The organism is Holdemania massiliensis (assembly GCF_022440805.1).
Classification (GTDB): Bacteria; Bacillota_I; Bacilli_A; order Erysipelotrichales; family Erysipelotrichaceae; genus Holdemania; species Holdemania massiliensis_A.
Genome location: NZ_JAKNTK010000001.1, coordinates 1707113 through 1723692, shown reverse-complemented (window position 1 = coordinate 1723692; position 16580 = coordinate 1707113). Strand labels below are relative to the sequence as shown.

Genomic DNA, 16580 nt, shown 5'->3' with positions numbered 1-16580 from the left:
TTACCACTCGATCTCCCCGATGGGTTTCGGATGCTCGTTGATCTCTACGGAACGGATCTTCCCGCTCTTGACACGAATCACTTTATCTCCCATCGGTGTCAGGGCCAGGTTGTGTGTGATCACGATGACTGTCATCTGCTGCTGACGGCAGGTATCCTGCAGCAGCTTCAGAATGGATTTGCCAGTTTGATAATCCAGTGCTCCCGTCGGCTCATCACACAGCAATAGCTTTGGATTTTTGGCCAGCGCCCGCGCAATCGCTACCCGCTGCTGTTCCCCGCCGGAAAGCTGGGAAGGGAAATTATTCCGGCGCTCCCGCAGTCCCACTGCTTCAATCGTCTGATCGACATCCAGCGGATTTTTACAAATCTGCACGGCCAGCTCAACGTTTTCACGGGCAGTCAGATTCTGCACCAAATTGTAAAACTGGAAGACAAAGCCGATATCGTAGCGCCGGTAAGTCGTCAGCTGACGGGCATCCATCTTGGACACTTCTTCTCCATCCACAATGATTTCACCGCTGGTGCAGGTATCCATGCCGCCTAAAATATTCAAAATCGTACTCTTGCCCGCACCGGAAGCACCGGCAATCACGACAAATTCACCTTTTTTGATCTGAAAACTGACGCCGTCCAACGCCGGAATTTCAACTTCACCCATCTTATACACTTTCCGCACATCCCGGAACTCAATAAATTCACTCATTCCTGATCTCCTTTCGCAGCAGGCCTAAACATGCTTAAAAACAAATCAAAATAAATCCGCAGCACAGCGCAGAGCTGTTTTTGATCCAGCTGTACGGCGTCGGAAAAAACTTCACGCACCCCTTGAAACAAGGATGCCGAAAACATCCGGCACAAGGCACCAAACTCCGCTTCCCGATGCTGCGGAAACAGCGCCCATTCCTTTGCCAGCACCTCCATCAAAGACAGCAGCCAGCCGGAAATCTGTTCGCTCAAATCGCTGTGCAGCATTAAAATCCGCATCTCCTGCGGCATCTGAACAGATAATTCTGTCAGATCCATCGCGAGCTGGTCTGTTTTCTGCCGCAGCTCGCTCATCGACAAACCCACGCGGGTATGAGGCTGATTCAAAGAGATTCGATCATCTGTCAGCCGCCGAACCAACTGATCCAGCTGGGTCAGTGCCGGCAAGGTAATCGCCTGAATAAGCTGATCCTTCCCTTCAAAATAACGGTACAAATTGCCGACCGTCATTTCTGCCTGAGCTGCGATCCGCCGCATCGAAGCTTCTTTGTAGCCATAGTGCAGCAGCTCCTGTTTGGCGGCTTCCAATATTTTATCCCGCTGGGCTTCTTTTAGTACCTGCGCCATAGTAAACCTCCGTTCATTATTGTGCTTACTAATAATATACGGTTGTTCACTGATTTTGTCAATCGTTTGAAAATAGACAGATCTTTCCAGATGTCTAAACAAAAACAGACGGATTTCCCGCCTATTTTCCCTATTTCAATTTGAATTCATCCTCAGTTTCATGCGCCAGCGCTCATCCAACACGTTGTTCTCAATTTTTACGCATGGATAAGAATGCCCAGCTGTAAATTTAAACAGGTTCGATAATCACGAAGATCAATGTTGAATAAGCTTTGAATCCGATCCAGACGATAAGCAATCGTATTCTTATGGACAAACATGATTTTGGCTGTATCCGCAATATTTTTACCGCATTCAAGATATTCTTTTAATGTCCTGTAAAAATCCGTGTTGTTCTGCTGATCATAGTCATTAATCTTATCAATAACCCGGCTCTTAAACGTTGTTAAATCAATCTGCTTCTCTTTACAAAAGGCAAGCAGTACATCGATCTTATATTTTTCAAATTCAAAAATCCGGAACTCCTTTTCCGGCAGAAAACATAAAACCTTTTTGACTGCATGATACTGATCTCTCATCTGCAGAAGGTCAGCAAATTCATCACTGAGTACAGCGCTGACCTGAAATTCTTTCAACAAGGAAAGCATATCCTGCGTTTCTTTGTCATTCATTGCATTCTGATTGTCCAACAAAAAAACAAGCTTATTATCAAGGCTGGCAAACCAGTCGGTTCTCAGCCGTTTTTGCGCTTCCTGAATGAGTTTCTCCGTCGCTTTTGAGAAAATAAGAATTTTAAAAGGACCTTGGTCACATTTTTCATAAAATGTTGAACAGTTATTCAATTGCTGTGTGGTTGTCGTTATCCCTTCCAGCAGATAGTGCATCGCTCTTTGCGGGCTTGTCACAATCGCACGCGCATGATAATTACGGTTTAATATCGTGAAGACAGACTGTAAAAATTTTAGTTTTTCAGGATCGAGTTCGGACAGATTTCTCGTACTTTCAATAAAAATCAAATATCCATACGTTTCTTCTTCCCACCTCAGCCGCAAATACAATCTCCGCTGAGGAAGGTGGGGATCATCAAAAATAAATGGTTCATCAGAAACGATATATTGAGCAACGCCGTCGCGGTATTTTTGATTTTCCGCCGCATCTTCGATTCTGATTTTTGAAATATCGTAACCGTCATCTAAAGGCTGATTTCCAATCGCTGACACAATCCGAAATAAACCATCTGTAACAATGATCGGATAATCAACAAAGGTATGCGCAAATTTTACAAAGTCATGAAAATCACAATGTTTCATCAACATTTCCATAAAAACAATTTTTTCATTGTAAAACGGATTCATCGGCTTGTCCTCCTTAGTCTTTCTTTTAAATTTTATCAGTGTTTTTGGTCAAATGAACAAAGTATATTCATTCCTAATAAAATGAAACAAAATCTTTGTTTTATTATACAATTTTCTATTTATTCCGTAAATGATAAATTGATATCAAGGATATCTTTTGGATATCTGACCAAAGAGGAGGAAAAAAATTATGAAAAGACTCTTAGCTCTAAGTCTGATTTTCCTATTAGGATTAACAGGCTGCTCCACCGCAACTAATCCCTCTGCGTCTGCCCCTGATTCGGCCTATACTCCCGGAATCTATGAAGGCACGGGAACGGGTTTTTGGGGGCCCATTACCGTCAGCTTGGAGTTATCAGAAAACGCAATTGAGAAAATTACGGTAACCGATCATCGTGAAACAGAAAACATTGGTACCCTGGCCATTGAACCTATTCTTCAGTCGATCCTTGATAACCAAAGTCTCGCAGATGTGATTACCGGCGCTTCTTTTACCAGCCGCGGTGTGACCTCGGCCGTTAAAAATGCATTGGCAGAAGCCGGAGTTTCCGATACGAAAATCCACGAATTGGAATCCGCCGAAATAAAAATGGAAACACCGCAGGACACGGAAACGGATGTCCTTGTGGTCGGCTCCGGTGCCGCTGGGATGCTTGCGGCGCTGACCGCCTGCGACGAGGGGGCTTCCGTCATCTTAGTCGAGAAATTATCTTTACCCGGCGGTTCAACAAAATTGTCCGGCGGTGCGGTTTGGGAACTGGGAGCACAGGAAACCGCAGTCTATGCGGATTACTCAGCTAAGGATATTTTAGATCTTTTTGAAGAATACGCTGGGCCTGTAAACAATCCCTCCGTGCTTCTCACGCTTGCCGAAGGCACAAAGGACAGCGTAGAATATATCCGATCCAACCATTTTCAATTCCGTGATGACTACCTTGTAACCTCTAATCAAAGGGCAAGACCTGATTATCGGAGTTTATCCGCTAAAGGCTCCGGAGCCGGATTAGCAGGTCAGCTTTACAGCTTCATTCAGGAACGGGATATTGATGTACGGTTTAATTCACGGGCTGCTGAACTAATTCTTGAAGATGGGCAAAGCGTAAACGGCGTCCGTATCGAAACCCCATCCGGAACGTATACGATCAAAGCGCAGAAAGTTATTCTGGCGACCGGAGGTTATGCCTACAACCACGATATGCTGGAAGCATACGCTCCTGGAACCTATGTCAACAACACATTTTCCGCTAATCCTGGCAGCGAGGGAGATGGTCATCGCATGGGATTGGAAGCGGGCAGCGTTATCGTCGGCGAAGGTGTTCTCGGTATCACCCAGATCGATACACGGCCTGGAACGGAAGTAACTCTGTGGAATCCGCCTTTCATCGTCAATCAGAATGGAGAGCGCTTTATGGCTGGCGATGAATATTATCCACGCCAGCAGCAGCTGATTACAGCTCAGCCTGAAGGTCTTGCTTATGCTATCTATGATGCCAATTGGCACGACCAGGAAACATTGGAAAAATTTACAGAAATGGGATATGTAATCAAAGCAGACAGTTTAGAAGAACTGGCCGCTGCGCTGAATATCAACGAAACAGAACTTCTTGCTTCGGTTCAGGCCAACAATGCAGCGGTATCCGACAATGTGACGGATGCATTCGGAACTAATCCTGACTACATCTTTCCTCTGGATACCGCACCTTATTATGGATATCGGCGAAGTGCAAATATTATGGGAACCATTGCCGGTCTCAAAGTTGATGAATCTATGCATGTCCTCAATGAAGAAGATAAACCCATCGGTAATCTTTACGCCGCAGGCGAATTGATATTTGGCAACTTATTCAACAATACTTATCCGATGAGCGGAACTGCCAATACATTAGCGATGAGCAGCGGCAGAATAGCCGCAAAAGATGCCGTTAGCAGTTTAAAATAAAGACTAGCCGAAGATCATCTGGCAAAATGATGACTTCGGTTTTCTTTAGAAAGTAAAAACAATCAACATTTATCCGTTGTATTCCCGGGCAGAACTGACCAGCAGAACACTGACATGAAATTGACAGCCTTTTTCTGCTTACAAATTCTCTCTTCGAATCCAGCAATTCAAGAAAGATGTGAATATCGCTTCTATGGCAGCAAAATTAAGCAGCAATAGGAAAAACAATAAACGAATTGAATAAAAAGCCGAACATTTTTCCAGGATTTCACGACTTCTAAAGATGAAATAAAAAGGCATTCTCAGGAGTGCCTTTTCGTTTTAACAAAATAAAATTTCCCCGCAATGGCTTCTTTACAGCCATGTCCGTGGTGCTGATCAGCTCTGGGCGAACTGACTGTTATAAAGCTGGGCATAGAAACCATTATACTTTAACAGCTCATGATGGGTGCCCTGTTCAACAATTTGACCATGATTCATCACCAGAATTTGATCTGCCTGTTCAATCGTTGACAGCCGGTGCGCGACGACAAAGCTTGTCCGGCCTTTCATCATCCGATCAAACGCTGACTGCACCAACAGCTCTGTCCGCGTATCAATGGAACTGGTCGCTTCATCCAAAATCAGAATTTTAGGATCACTGACCAGCACCCGAGCGATACATAACAACTGTTTTTGTCCCTGCGAAAGTGAGACGGTTTCATCTAGCAGCGTATCATAGCCCTGCGGCAGCTGCCGGATAAAATAATCCAGATGGGCTTTGCGCGCAGCCTCTTCAATGGCTTCCAACGACGCGTCAGGATTGCCGTAAGCAATATTCTCCCGAATCGTTCCGCAAAAAATCCAGGAATCCTGCAGCACCATGCCGAAATTACGGCGCAGTTCACTACGGCTGAGCGTTCGGATATCCCAATCGTCAAGCCAAATTGATCCGCTGCGGATCTCATAAAAACGCATTAACAGATTGATCAAGGTCGTTTTGCCGCAGCCGGTTGGCCCGACAATCGCAATTTTCTGCCCCGGTTTAACGGTCAGATTGAAATCTTCAATCAGCGGTTCGCTGTTTTGATAGCGGAAGGATACATGCTCCAGCTTCAGTTCACCTCGGCATGACGGCAGCCTGCCCTGATCTGCCTGATCCTTTTCCTGCGGCAGATCAAGAAGCCGAAAGACCCGCTCGCAGCTGCTTAAGGAAGCCTGCAGCTCGGTGACGACCCCGCTGATCTCATTGAACGGTTTGGTGTATTGAGAAGCATAGCTCAGAAATGAGGTCAGCTGACCAACGCTCATCCCACCTTCAAGCGCTGTCAGTGCCCCGATGATCCCAACTGCCGCATAGGCCAAATTATTGACAAAACGGGTGCAGGGATTGGTCAGAGAGGAAATAAACTGAACCTGCGTTCCCACATGATTGAGGCGCTCATTGATTTCATCAAACGCCGCTTCTGAGGCGGTCTGCTGATTATAGGCAGCAACCAGGCTCTGGCCGTGAATCCGCTCCTGCGCAAACCCGGACAGTTCTCCCTTAATCCTGGCCTGCTGCTTAAACAGCCGGGAACTGCGGGAAGCGATCAAGGAGGCTACCCCCAAGGACAATGGAGTGATCAAAACAACCGCCAGCGTAATCATAGGGTGGATTGAAAGCATAAAACCCAGCGTCCCCACGATCGTGATTACTCCGGTAAACAGCTGGGTAAATCCCTGCAGCAGGCCATCGGTTATCACATCGATGTCATTGACCAACGTATTCATGAAATCCCCCTGCTGCGTGCCGTCCAGCGTCGCCAGCGGCAGCGCATGAAACTGCCGGAAGCATTGAACGCGCAGATCCCGCACCGTCCGATAGCAGCAGGCATTGGTGCACAGCGTCATCAGCCACTGAAAGACAGCCGCCAGAATGACAATGAGCGCTAAGCGAAACAGGATATGTCCGACCTGCCCAAAATCAACTTGACCGGCGGCCACCATCGCATCGACAGCCTGACCGATCAGTACCGGAGCACTTAAGGTCATCGCAACCTGAAATAACGCAAAGCCTAACGCAGCTGCCAAAAGCAGCCCGTAAGGCCGGACGTAATGCAGTAAACGCCGCAGCAGCTCTGTCTGTCTCATCGCTGATCCTCCCTTGTCTGTGAACGAACAATTTCCTGATAGAACTTGCAGTTTTCAAGCAATTCTTCATGTGTACCCTGGCCCACCAGACGGCCTTGATCCATGACGAGAATGCGGTCCGCATGCCGAATGGAAGCAATCCGCTGGGAAACGATCAAAACGGCTTGTGAACCAGATAAGGTCTTTAAACCACTCCGCAGCCGGGCGTCGGTTTGATAATCCAGCGCGCTGGTGCTGTCATCCAATACCAACAGCTGCGGCTGGCCGACTAAGGCCCGTGCGATGCACAAACGCTGACGCTGCCCGCCGGAACAGTTTTTGCCGCCCTGGACCAGCATCGTATCTAACCCCTGCTCCATCGCTTCCACAAAAGTTTTGACCTGGGCGAGTTCCAGCGCCTGCCACAGCTGCTCATCACTGGCTGTTTCATTACCCCAGCGCAGATTCTCACGGATCGTTCCGGAAAACAGCACGGCTTTCTGCGGTACGATCCGGATCTGCTTCCGTAAATCCGCCAACGAATACATCTGAAGCGGTTTTCCGCAGAAACGAATGATGCCCGAAGTTGGATCAATTAAACGCGGCAGCAGCTGCACAATCGTACTTTTGCCGCAGCCCGTGCCGCCGATCAGTCCGATCGTCTGACCGGCGTGAATTGTGAAGCTGATCCCTTCGACCGCACTTTCACCTTCGCTGTAGCCAAAGCTGACCTCCTCCAATTCCAACAGTGGATCTTCCGTTTCGGTGAAGACGGAGGTTCCGCCGACAATCTGAGCTTCCGTTTTTAATACAGCTTCAATCCGGCTAGCCGAGGCCGCAGCTTTGGTGAAGATCACAAATAAGTTGGCCAGCACAACCAAAGCCAGAAACATCTGCGTCATGTAGTTGACCAGAGCGACGAGATTGCCCTGGCTGAGTGCTCCGCTGTTAATCTGAAAACTGCCGCAGTACAACAAGACGACAATTCCCAAATTGATCACGATCTGCGTGGCCGGATTGAACAGACCGCTGATCCAGCCGACCCGCATCGAAGCATGATAACTTGCCTGAGCTGCCTGATCAAACCGCTCTGTCTCCAGCTTCTGCCGGGAAAAGGCGCGGATGACACGCTGGCCTTCCAGATTTTCCTGGCTGATCTGTGAGATACGGTCCAGCTGCCGCTGCACAGCCTTAAAAAAATGAGAAGAACAGGTCATCAGCACACCTAGAACCACGGCGATTACTAGAATGACGGCGAGGAAAATCAGCGCCAGTTGGCGGTCAATCATCATCGCCATCGCCAGCGATCCGATCACCAGAAACGGCGCGCGGATGGCCAAACGAATCAACATCGCGACAGCCTGCTGGACTTGATTGACGTCATTAGTCAACCGGGTGATCAGCGAAGAGGAAGAAAATTGACTGACTTGTTGGGCTGAGAGTTGATTGATCTTGTGATAGACGCTTTTGCGCAGGACCGTTCCCATCCCCTGCGAACAGCGTGCAGCATAATACTGACATGTTGCGGAACAGACAATCCCCACCAACGCAAAAATCACGATAATACCGCCCCGCTGCAGAATGTAAGTCAAATCCTTCTGGGCAATGCCAATGTCAATGATCTGTGCCATAACCAAGGGGACGAGCAGCTCAAAGATGGCTTCTGCCAGTTTAAATACCGGACCGAAAATCAGTTCTTTCTTAAAATATCGAAAATAGGAAACAATCGTTTTCATAAATTTTTCTCCCTTTCAGACTTAATTATTATATCAGCACTCTTGCTATAGAAAAAATATTGATTTACTATATAAAGTATATGCAAAACATATAGGAGGATGAATATGGAACTGCGTCAGCTTGAATACTTTGTCACCGTCGTACAACAGGGCAGCATTCTGCAGGCTGCCAACGCATTGAATTTATCCCAGCCGCCTTTAAGCGTAGCCATGAAACAGCTGGAACAGGAGCTGGGCACACCCCTGTTTTACCGCGGCGCACGGCGAATTCAGCTGACCGCAGCCGGAGAACGATTTTATCAGCGGTCCCAGGATATTCTGGCGCTAAGTGAGGATACCCGGCGGGAAATCAGTGCTTACGCTCAAGGGCAGGCGGGCGTCCTGCGCTTGGGAGCGGTATCCTCCTCAGCGGCCTCCTTATTATACCCGCGGCTATTTCGTTTCGCCGCTCTGCATCCAAAAATGCGCTATCAGATCGACGAAGGCAATACCTTTGAACAGCTGAACAAGCTGGCAGCCGGGCTGGTGGAAGCGGCAATCGTACGCACGCCGTTTCATGATCCTTCAGTCCATGTACTGAAACTGGACGCCGATCCGCTGGCCGTGGTCATGCGAAGCGAGCTGGATTGTTTCCCCCAAGATCAAATATCCATTCGTCAGCTGAAAGATCAGCCTCTGATCTATTACCGCCGCTTTGCCGCACTGCTCAGTGAAGAATGCGAAAAGGAAGGCTTTCTGCCTTCCCCACGCTGTCTGAATGATGACGCCCGAACCTCGATTCAATGGGCGCAGGCTGGCCTCGGTCTGGCGATTGTTCCCTATTCCTCCGCCGGTTTTATCGATCTTTCAACGATGCATGTCAAGCCGCTTGACTGTCCCCGCTTAGTCACCCAAACCTGTCTGATCTGGCCGAAAAAACGGCCGCTCTCCGCGCCCACCGCACTCTTAATTGACTTTCTGACTCAGGATTCCAAAGTTGAGGTATAGATGGCCTGAATGTCGCGCAGAATTTCCGGATGCCGGAATTCCCGATAATACACCATGTTGATTTCCCGCACCATCGTCATGTTTTCAATCGGCAAAGTCACCAGCTTTTTCTTCTGCACCTCGCTGCGGCAGGCGTTTTTCGAGATAATCGTGACTCCCATATTGGAAGCGACCAACTCTTTAATTACCACGACACTGTCAATTTCCATGATCACATTAAAATCATGAATGCTTAAATTCTGTGAGATCAAATGACTTTCAAATAAACTGCGGGTACCGGCGCTTTGTGAACGGAGAATAAAGTTTTCGTGCTGCAGCTCACGCAGCGAGACACTCTGTTTCTTCGCCAGCGGATGATTCACGGATACCGCTGCGCACAACGAATCAGTATCCAGCAGGATGGAAGTAAAGTGCGGTGCCGTGATATTACCCTCGATAATGGCCAGATCAGCTTCGTACATCTTGAGCTTACTATAAATATTATTTATGTTATCCGTAATAATATTGATATGCACGTTGGGATGTTCGTTGCAGTATTTGGCAAACAAATGCGGTACGATATTGTTCTGGGCGGTCGGCGTAATCGCCAGCGTCAGGCTTTTTACCTGACTGCGGACATCGCTTAATGCCTGCCGCAGATTCTCAGAAAGCGCGTAAGCCCGCCGTGCATACTTAATCAGCACCTCCCCTTCCGGAGTCGGCACGAGCTGACGGCGGTTTTTATAAAAGATTTTAATGCCGAACTCTTCCTCCAGCAGTTTGATATGGTGGGTAATCGCCGGCTGCGTCAATGACAGCTGTTTTGCAGTTTTGGTATAATTGCCGCATTCCACCAGGGCTAAGAGCGTTCTAATCTTGGGATCAATCATCAGGGCATCCTCCTATTATTAAATATTTTTATAATACGCAAAATATTCATAATTTGATTTTATCCTCTTTGGTCCATATAATCAAGTAGGAAACGACAAGGGGGAAATCAAACGATGTTAAGTTCATTAAATTTACAGCCCAATTCTGAATTGGGTTTGTGTCTGGCCATTATCTTACTGAGCGGGTTCTTATTAACCCGCATCACCAAGCTGCTGAAGCTGCCCAATGTGACAGCTTATATTTTGACCGGCGTGCTGCTGGGACCGTTCTGTTTCAAGGTGATCCCCATCGGCGTCATCAGCAGCCTCGGTTTTGTCACTGATGTTGCCCTGGGTTTTATCGCTTTCGGTGTCGGCCGTTACTTTCTGTTTCATGAACTGAAGCGCAACGGCATCAACATTTTAATCCTGACCTGCTGTGAGGCGCTGATTGCCGCGGTGGTTATCATCTTCGTCATGATCGTGATCTTCCGTCAGCCCTTAGCCTTTGCCTTACTTTTGGGAGCCATCGGTTCGGCTACCGCACCCGCATCGACGATCATGACCATCCGGCAGTATCAAGCCAAGGGTGATTTCGTCAATCTGATTCTGCAGGTCGTAGCGCTCGATGATGCCGTTTCAATTCTGGCATTCAGTGTCTGCGCGGCGATCGCTGAGGCGCTAGTGCAGCATTCTGCGATGAATATCATGGTCTTCATCGAACCGATTTTAACCAACGGTATGGCGGTTGCGATGGGTATTGGCTGCGGCTTTATCATGCATAAGATGATTACGGAAAAACGTTCGGATGACAACCGCCTGATCATCGCTGTTTCGATGATTCTGATCATGAGCGCTTTGTGCACAGCTTTGGATGTTTCACCATTATTATGCTGCATGGCAATGGGCGCTGCCTATCTGAATTTGTCCAAGGATATCCAGCTGTTTGATCAGGTCAGCAGCTTCACGCCGCCGATTATGACGATCTTCTTTGTCGTCAGCGGCATGAACCTCAACATTCCGGCACTGCGCTATGTCGGTTTGATTGGTTTGGGATTCTTCTTCTTCCGTATCGTCGGCAAACTGGCTGGCTCATGGATCGGCTGTTCCTTGATTCAGGCCCCAGCGACGACCCGCAATTATTTTGGTTTAGCGTTGGTTCCTTCCGCCGGGGTTGCGATTGGCTTAGCCGCGTTAGGCCAGCGAATTCTTCCGGGTGAATATGGAACGTTGTTATCCACCGTAATTCTGTCGACAGCGATTCTCTATGAAATCATCGGTCCGCTGTGCGCCAAGACGTCTTTGATTCTTTCCGGTTCCATCCCGAAGGAGAATCTGCATTCTTCTCATCACAAACATTCTCATCAGGCTGCCGCCTGACTCGCTAACCAAAGAAAAGAGCGAAAAGCAGAATTTGATCTGCGAAGCCGCTCTTTTCTTTTTACCCAATAAAAAAACAGCGATAACGCTGCTTTTTCAGTTATTTTCTCAGACCTAAGCGCTGAATCAGTTCACGGTAACGGTTGATATCCGTATCACGCAGGTAAGCTAAGAACTTTCTTCTGCGGCCAACCATCATCATCAGACCCCGTGTTGAATGGTAGTCTTTCTTGTGTTCCTTTAAATGCTCTGTCAGGCGGTTGATCTGCGCTGTCAGAACGGCAACCTGAACCTCAACGGAACCTGTGTCACCTTCAAAACGAGCGTATTCTTTGATGATTGCAGTCTTTTCTGCTTTACTTAACATGTGTTTTCCTCCTATATCGTTAAGACCTGATGAACCGCGTGTGCCGACGGAGTCATCGCGCATCCCAGTTCAACAGCGTGTTAATCATAGCACAGCAAAGCTGCTTATTCAAGGATTATTTATCGCAGTTTTCATTCATTTCCGCATAATCCGTGACATTCCCTTTCCCTTTCTCTTTAGATGCATACATGGCTTGATCTGCGCTTTCAATCAGCGCCCTGGCGCTCGTTCCGGCCCCAGGGCTGCGGGCAACGCCCAGACTGGCCGTCAGCTGAAGATCCGGCAGCGATTCAAAGTGCAGCTGCTGAACCTGATCCAATATCTGCCGGGCTTTCTGTTTTCCCAAACCTGGTTCCTGAAGACCATGGATAAACATGATAAACTCATCTCCGCCCGTACGCATCAAAATATCCTCACTTCGAAACAGACGCTTCAGAATATCCGCAAAAGCTTTCAGAACCTGATCACCGGCGGCGTGGCCATACCGATCATTAATTTCCTTAAAATTATCCAGGTCCGCCATAATCAGAATTCCCCGCGGATCCTGCTTCAGCTGAGCTTCGATCGCGTCTTCTCCAGCCTTGTTATAAAGCTGGGTCAAAACATCACGCTGCGCCTGCTTTAAAAGCTGTTGTTCGCGGCTGTAGTGACCCGTGATATCGGTCAATTTGCCGATCATTTTAACGAGTTCACCCTCGCTGAATACCCACTTATATTGACAGGCAAACTGGCGGAATGACCCATCTTTCACGCGCAGCCCTACCGATGCAGTAAAGATCTGTTCCTGCATTTCAGTTAGCTGCTGTAAGGAATATCGCCGGCGGGGCGGAAAATCTTCAAGATGAATCAAAGCCTTAATTTCCGGATTCTTTGAAACCTGTCTGATCACGCGCTTATCCTGACCAAAATGGACATCGGCATTGGACGTAAACTCAATCTTATCTTGATTCAGATCATACTCAAATAAAATCGTATCCAGAAACTGAGCCAGCATTGTATAGCGCTGCTGGTCCAGATCAAGCTGTCTGCGTTTGCGAAACAGCACGCTTACTAAACTCAGGCACAGCAGCAAGGTTGCCGCAATCAAAATAACCCCGGAAATCAAGACGCTATTGAGAATGTGATCAGAACGGATCAACACATCCGGTGTCTGAACAAAATTAATGAGTACCCAATCCTTTGCCAGCGGCGAGACAGAATAGAAAAACTGCCGTCCTTCGGCCTGGAAATAGCAAGCCTCTCCCTTTGGCTGGTCTAACAATTCCTTCATCGTCTGAATAAAATCGGCAGGCAGGGAAAGGGAAGACAGAGATGTCAGAAGATTTCCAGTCGAGGGAAAATCAACATTGCTGGAATACAGAATCGTTCCTTCCGGCTTTACAACCAAAGCTGTAACTTTTTTAAACACTGGACTATTCATGGCTAAAGTAGGCAAGGTTGAAGCTTCAAGCCGGGTCCACAAAGCGCCCTCATGTGAACCCTGGCGCAATATCGGCTGAGCGATCAGAAAATAAACTTGATCCTCCATCTGCAAAAAACCCAGTGTCACTTCAGCCTGAGTCTGAACCTCTTGCCAAAAGGCTGTCGACGCTTCTGCACCCTGCTGTATCCATTGATCAATTTCGTTTTCTGTACTGTATTGAATTTCATAATACCGATTGCCTTCATTCATCGTAGCCAAATAAGTATCCAGCCACGGTTCTTCGGCAGACACTTCCACGGCGCTCAGCACGCCCGCAATGCTTTTTAAGGTATGTCCGGCATCGGTAACTATGCCATGGAACTGCCGCCGCTGACTCGCTGAATAGGAGGCAAGATTTTCCAGGATCAAGGTATTAAATTCCTGCCGCATCCGGCGCTGCTGATCAACAAAAATACCGCAGATCGTCCCCACAAAAACCAAACTGGCCAAAAGCATCAAACCGCTTGATCGTTTAGTCAGTTTCATGGTTCCGCCTCCCCCATCGTTTCTTTGATTTCATTTACTGCGCTTATCCACAGCAAACCGAAAACAGCCGTCTGCTGCGGCAGTCCCGCAGAGTTTTTAAGATTATCCTTATTATAAAGCACTTAGTTATTGAAATCAATTTCAGATAACCAATCAGCATGTAATTCAGCACTTATTTCAGTAAAGTCCTGCATGCGCAGATCATTGTTTTCTTGAAGCTGTCCGCAGGGGCGCGTATAATAAAGCCAGAGGTGATACAATGAGTAAAATAGCATGGATCGGAACGGGAGTCATGGGCAAATCCATGGTTTCCCATCTGTTAAATCAAGGTGATGAAGTAACGGTTTACAATCGTACAGCAGCGAAGGCCGAAGCATTAAGAGAAAAAGGAGCACAGGTGGCCCAGACAGTCGCCGAAGCGGTAAAGGATGCTGACTTCATCTTCACGATTGTTGGTTTTCCAAAAGACGTTGAGGAAGTTTACAGCGAAATCTTCGAGACTGCCAAACCGGGAGCCATTGCCGTCGATATGACGACCTCCTCCCCATCCCTGGCCGTCCAGCTGCACACATTAGGACAGCAGCATCAGATCCGCGTTTTGGATGCGCCGGTTTCCGGCGGTGACAGCGGAGCTGCCGCGGGAACCTTGTCGATCATGGTCGGTGGTGATGAAGCTGATTTCAATGCCTGTCTGCCTTATTTTAATAAGATGGGAAAATCCATTCTTCTCATGGGACCTGCCGGCAGCGGTCAACATACTAAAATGGCTAATCAAATTGCAATTGCCGGCACGGTCAGCGCCGTTGCGGAAGCAATCGTCTATGCGAAGGTCAACGGCTTGGATCCGGAGAAACTGCTCGGCGCCATCAGCAAAGGCGCGGCCGGCAGCTGGCAGATGAGCAACAACGGCGTTAAAATGCTGCAGCAGGATTATAACCCAGGCTTCTTTATCAAGCATTTTATTAAAGACATGCGACTGGCAAAAGAAGCGGCCGCAGCGCAGAATGTGGAGCTACCGGTTCTGGATATTGTGCTGTCCATGTACGAACAAATGCAGGATGAGGGAGAGGGAGACCTGGGAACTCAGGCCATCATCAAGCATTACACAAAATAATATTCTGTTTGACCTTCGGCCTATTCCGAAGGTCTTTTTTGAAATAAAAAAGGAATTTCTTAATCCAGAAACTCCTCCAATATAGTATTTAACAGCGCCATTCCGCTGTCCGTCGCCGCTAAATGTTCCTCATCCAGATGCAGCCAACCTCGGCAAAGACCGTTTTGGATTGCTTGGGGATAGACGGAAGTCACCGGCATTTGAAAAATCCGCTCAAACTCGATTAAGGATAAACCCGCAGCCGTGCGCAGATTCATCATCACCATCTCGAACATCTGATCTTCGCGCGTCAGCTCAATCTTCTCCGCGATCCACTGACCCTTGAAATAGTCCTGAAAATTACGGGTATTGTCATATCTGTAGGCACTCAGTTTGCCGCTGGCACCCAGACCAACACCATAGAAATCATCGTACTGCCAATAATGCAAATTGTGCCTGGAAGCATAACCGGCAAGGGCAAAATTCGAGATTTCATAATGCTGATAGCCCGCCTGTTTCAAAACTTGCACAGCTTCAAAATACATGCTTGCTTCGGTATCCTCATCCAACGGTTGTTTCCCTGTCCGGCCAAATTCACTGTGTTCCTCAATCGTCAGCGAGTACAGCGAGCAATGCGGGATATTTAAGGATAATACGCCCTGCAGCGTTGCCGTCCATTGTTCCCTCGTCTGTCCCGGCAGACTGTAAATCAGATCACAGGATATATTGGTTAAACCTGCCTGCTGCAGCAACCGGATTGCCTGACGGGCCTGATCAAAAGTATGATGGCGACCAATCTGTTTTAGAATTTGATCGTCACAGGACTGCAGACCGAGGGATATTCGATTGACCCCTCCGGTTAACAGAATGTCAATCAGTTCCGGCTTTATCGCCTCGGGATTAGCTTCGATCGTCACTTCCAAGGCGCCTTCCGTGTACGGTTTCAGCATGTCCAGCAGCCGTCGCAGCTGATTCAGGGACAAAGCGGTCGGCGTTCCGCCGCCGATATAGACGGTTTCCATCGCCTGACGCGGCACCCGCTGCTTTAGCTCGTTGGCTAACTGTGTTAAATACTGATCCGCCAGCCCGGCATGATAACGTACACGGGTAAAATCACAGTATGCACAAATCCCCTGACAAAAAGGAATATGGACATACAATGACTGATTCTTAAAGGTAGCGGCGGCGCACATCGGCAAACTTCTCCCGGATCACTTCGTCAACATCCCATCCCTGGTCAATACAGATCGACATTGCATACATCAAGACATCGGCGATCTCACTTTTCACCGCGTTCCAGTCCGGAGTTTCTTCCTGTTCAACAAAGCATTCCAACAATTCTCCAGCTTCCGCAAATACAGATTTCGCCAAAATCGCCGGCGTGTCGGTTTTATCCCAACCGCAGTCCCTGCGCAGCTCTTGTATTTCTTCAATAATGCTCATCATCGTCTACCGATCCTTTCTTTCTGTTTCTCATTATCTTATTTTAAGCCTTGTTTTCA

14 protein-coding genes are annotated in these 16580 nt (G+C 48.0%); 4 read left to right on the top strand and 10 right to left on the bottom strand.

Annotated features, from left to right (window positions below):
* From MCG46_RS07815 to MCG46_RS07805, 3 genes are all read right to left on the bottom strand, one after another.
* Window positions 1–705: an ABC transporter ATP-binding protein gene (locus tag MCG46_RS07815; RefSeq protein WP_240279115.1), complete on the bottom strand. Its 705-nt coding sequence runs from the start codon at window positions 703–705 to the stop codon at window positions 1–3.
* Window positions 702–1334, bottom strand: coding sequence for a TetR/AcrR family transcriptional regulator (locus tag MCG46_RS07810; RefSeq protein WP_240279113.1), 633 nt, complete (start codon window positions 1332–1334; stop codon window positions 702–704). The genes MCG46_RS07815 and MCG46_RS07810 overlap by 4 nt, the downstream gene beginning before the upstream one ends.
* Before the next feature lie 197 nt (window positions 1335–1531).
* On the bottom strand, window positions 1532–2689 hold the full coding sequence (locus MCG46_RS07805) for a PucR family transcriptional regulator (RefSeq protein WP_240279111.1): 1158 nt from the start codon (window positions 2687–2689) through the stop codon (window positions 1532–1534).
* A gap of 190 nt (window positions 2690–2879) precedes the next feature.
* Here MCG46_RS07805 and MCG46_RS07800 point away from each other — a divergent pair, with 190 nt between their 5' ends.
* Window positions 2880–4628, top strand: coding sequence for an FAD-dependent oxidoreductase (locus MCG46_RS07800; RefSeq protein WP_240279109.1), 1749 nt, complete (start codon window positions 2880–2882; stop codon window positions 4626–4628).
* A gap of 378 nt (window positions 4629–5006) precedes the next feature.
* Here MCG46_RS07800 and MCG46_RS07795 read toward each other — a convergent pair whose 3' ends face one another.
* Together MCG46_RS07795 and MCG46_RS07790 are read right to left on the bottom strand one after the other, a co-directional pair.
* On the bottom strand, window positions 5007–6740 hold the full coding sequence (locus MCG46_RS07795) for an ABC transporter ATP-binding protein (RefSeq protein ID WP_240279107.1): 1734 nt from the start codon (window positions 6738–6740) through the stop codon (window positions 5007–5009).
* The gene (locus MCG46_RS07790) at window positions 6737–8455 is read right to left on the bottom strand and encodes an ABC transporter ATP-binding protein (protein ID WP_240279105.1); all 1719 of its coding nucleotides are present in this window, start codon (window positions 8453–8455) and stop codon (window positions 6737–6739) included. The genes MCG46_RS07795 and MCG46_RS07790 overlap by 4 nt, the downstream gene beginning before the upstream one ends.
* A 105-nt stretch (window positions 8456–8560) precedes the next feature.
* On the opposite strand from MCG46_RS07790, the gene MCG46_RS07785 reads away from it, so the two are divergent.
* Complete coding sequence (locus MCG46_RS07785) at window positions 8561–9442, top strand: LysR family transcriptional regulator (protein WP_240279103.1); 882 nt, start codon at window positions 8561–8563, stop codon at window positions 9440–9442.
* Here the strand turns inward: MCG46_RS07785 and MCG46_RS07780 are convergent.
* On the bottom strand, window positions 9418–10311 hold the full coding sequence (locus MCG46_RS07780) for a LysR family transcriptional regulator (RefSeq protein ID WP_240279101.1): 894 nt from the start codon (window positions 10309–10311) through the stop codon (window positions 9418–9420). The genes MCG46_RS07785 and MCG46_RS07780 overlap by 25 nt on opposite strands.
* Before the next feature lie 114 nt (window positions 10312–10425).
* On the opposite strand from MCG46_RS07780, the gene MCG46_RS07775 reads away from it, so the two are divergent.
* Window positions 10426–11670, top strand: coding sequence for a cation:proton antiporter (locus MCG46_RS07775; RefSeq protein WP_240279099.1), 1245 nt, complete (start codon window positions 10426–10428; stop codon window positions 11668–11670).
* Window positions 11671–11770: 100 nt separating this feature from the next.
* On the opposite strand, the gene rpsO is transcribed toward MCG46_RS07775, so the two are convergent.
* Both rpsO and MCG46_RS07765 read right to left on the bottom strand, forming a co-directional pair.
* A complete protein-coding gene (gene rpsO / locus MCG46_RS07770) occupies window positions 11771–12037 on the bottom strand; it encodes a 30S ribosomal protein S15 (RefSeq protein WP_040451119.1) in 267 nt (88 codons plus the stop codon).
* 115 nt (window positions 12038–12152) lie between these two features.
* A complete protein-coding gene (locus tag MCG46_RS07765; RefSeq protein ID WP_240279097.1) occupies window positions 12153–13985 on the bottom strand; it encodes a GGDEF domain-containing protein in 1833 nt (610 codons plus the stop codon).
* A 259-nt stretch (window positions 13986–14244) separates the two neighbouring features.
* On the opposite strand from MCG46_RS07765, the gene MCG46_RS07760 reads away from it, so the two are divergent.
* The gene (locus tag MCG46_RS07760) at window positions 14245–15099 is read left to right on the top strand and encodes an NAD(P)-dependent oxidoreductase (RefSeq protein WP_240279089.1); all 855 of its coding nucleotides are present in this window, start codon (window positions 14245–14247) and stop codon (window positions 15097–15099) included.
* Between the two features lie 59 nt (window positions 15100–15158).
* On the opposite strand, the gene hemW is transcribed toward MCG46_RS07760, so the two are convergent.
* Together hemW and MCG46_RS07750 are read right to left on the bottom strand one after the other, a co-directional pair.
* Entirely contained in the window at window positions 15159–16271 is a 1113-nt protein-coding gene (gene hemW / locus MCG46_RS07755; RefSeq protein ID WP_240279087.1) for a radical SAM family heme chaperone HemW, read from the bottom strand.
* Window positions 16249–16524, bottom strand: a complete 276-nt coding sequence (locus MCG46_RS07750) for a MazG nucleotide pyrophosphohydrolase domain-containing protein (RefSeq protein ID WP_240279077.1) — start codon at window positions 16522–16524, stop codon at window positions 16249–16251. The genes hemW and MCG46_RS07750 overlap by 23 nt, the downstream gene beginning before the upstream one ends.
* Between the last annotated feature and the right edge of the window lie 56 nt (window positions 16525–16580).

What these genes read in the sequence shown, in the direction of transcription:
- MCG46_RS07815 (WP_240279115.1), bottom strand. Translation starts at nt 705, where the DNA reads ATGAGTGAATTTATTGAGTTCCGGGATGTGCGGAAAGTGTATAAGATG.
- MCG46_RS07810 (WP_240279113.1), bottom strand. Translation starts at nt 1,334, where the DNA reads ATGGCGCAGGTACTAAAAGAAGCCCAGCGGGATAAAATATTGGAAGCC.
- MCG46_RS07805 (WP_240279111.1), bottom strand. Translation starts at nt 2,689, where the DNA reads ATGAATCCGTTTTACAATGAAAAAATTGTTTTTATGGAAATGTTGATG.
- MCG46_RS07800 (WP_240279109.1), top strand. Translation starts at nt 2,880, where the DNA reads ATGAAAAGACTCTTAGCTCTAAGTCTGATTTTCCTATTAGGATTAACA.
- MCG46_RS07795 (WP_240279107.1), bottom strand. Translation starts at nt 6,740, where the DNA reads ATGAGACAGACAGAGCTGCTGCGGCGTTTACTGCATTACGTCCGGCCT.
- MCG46_RS07790 (WP_240279105.1), bottom strand. Translation starts at nt 8,455, where the DNA reads ATGAAAACGATTGTTTCCTATTTTCGATATTTTAAGAAAGAACTGATT.
- MCG46_RS07785 (WP_240279103.1), top strand. Translation starts at nt 8,561, where the DNA reads ATGGAACTGCGTCAGCTTGAATACTTTGTCACCGTCGTACAACAGGGC.
- MCG46_RS07780 (WP_240279101.1), bottom strand. Translation starts at nt 10,311, where the DNA reads ATGATTGATCCCAAGATTAGAACGCTCTTAGCCCTGGTGGAATGCGGC.
- MCG46_RS07775 (WP_240279099.1), top strand. Translation starts at nt 10,426, where the DNA reads ATGTTAAGTTCATTAAATTTACAGCCCAATTCTGAATTGGGTTTGTGT.
- rpsO (WP_040451119.1), bottom strand. Translation starts at nt 12,037, where the DNA reads ATGTTAAGTAAAGCAGAAAAGACTGCAATCATCAAAGAATACGCTCGT.
- MCG46_RS07765 (WP_240279097.1), bottom strand. Translation starts at nt 13,985, where the DNA reads ATGAAACTGACTAAACGATCAAGCGGTTTGATGCTTTTGGCCAGTTTG.
- MCG46_RS07760 (WP_240279089.1), top strand. Translation starts at nt 14,245, where the DNA reads ATGAGTAAAATAGCATGGATCGGAACGGGAGTCATGGGCAAATCCATG.
- hemW (WP_240279087.1), bottom strand. Translation starts at nt 16,271, where the DNA reads ATGTGCGCCGCCGCTACCTTTAAGAATCAGTCATTGTATGTCCATATT.
- MCG46_RS07750 (WP_240279077.1), bottom strand. Translation starts at nt 16,524, where the DNA reads ATGATGAGCATTATTGAAGAAATACAAGAGCTGCGCAGGGACTGCGGT.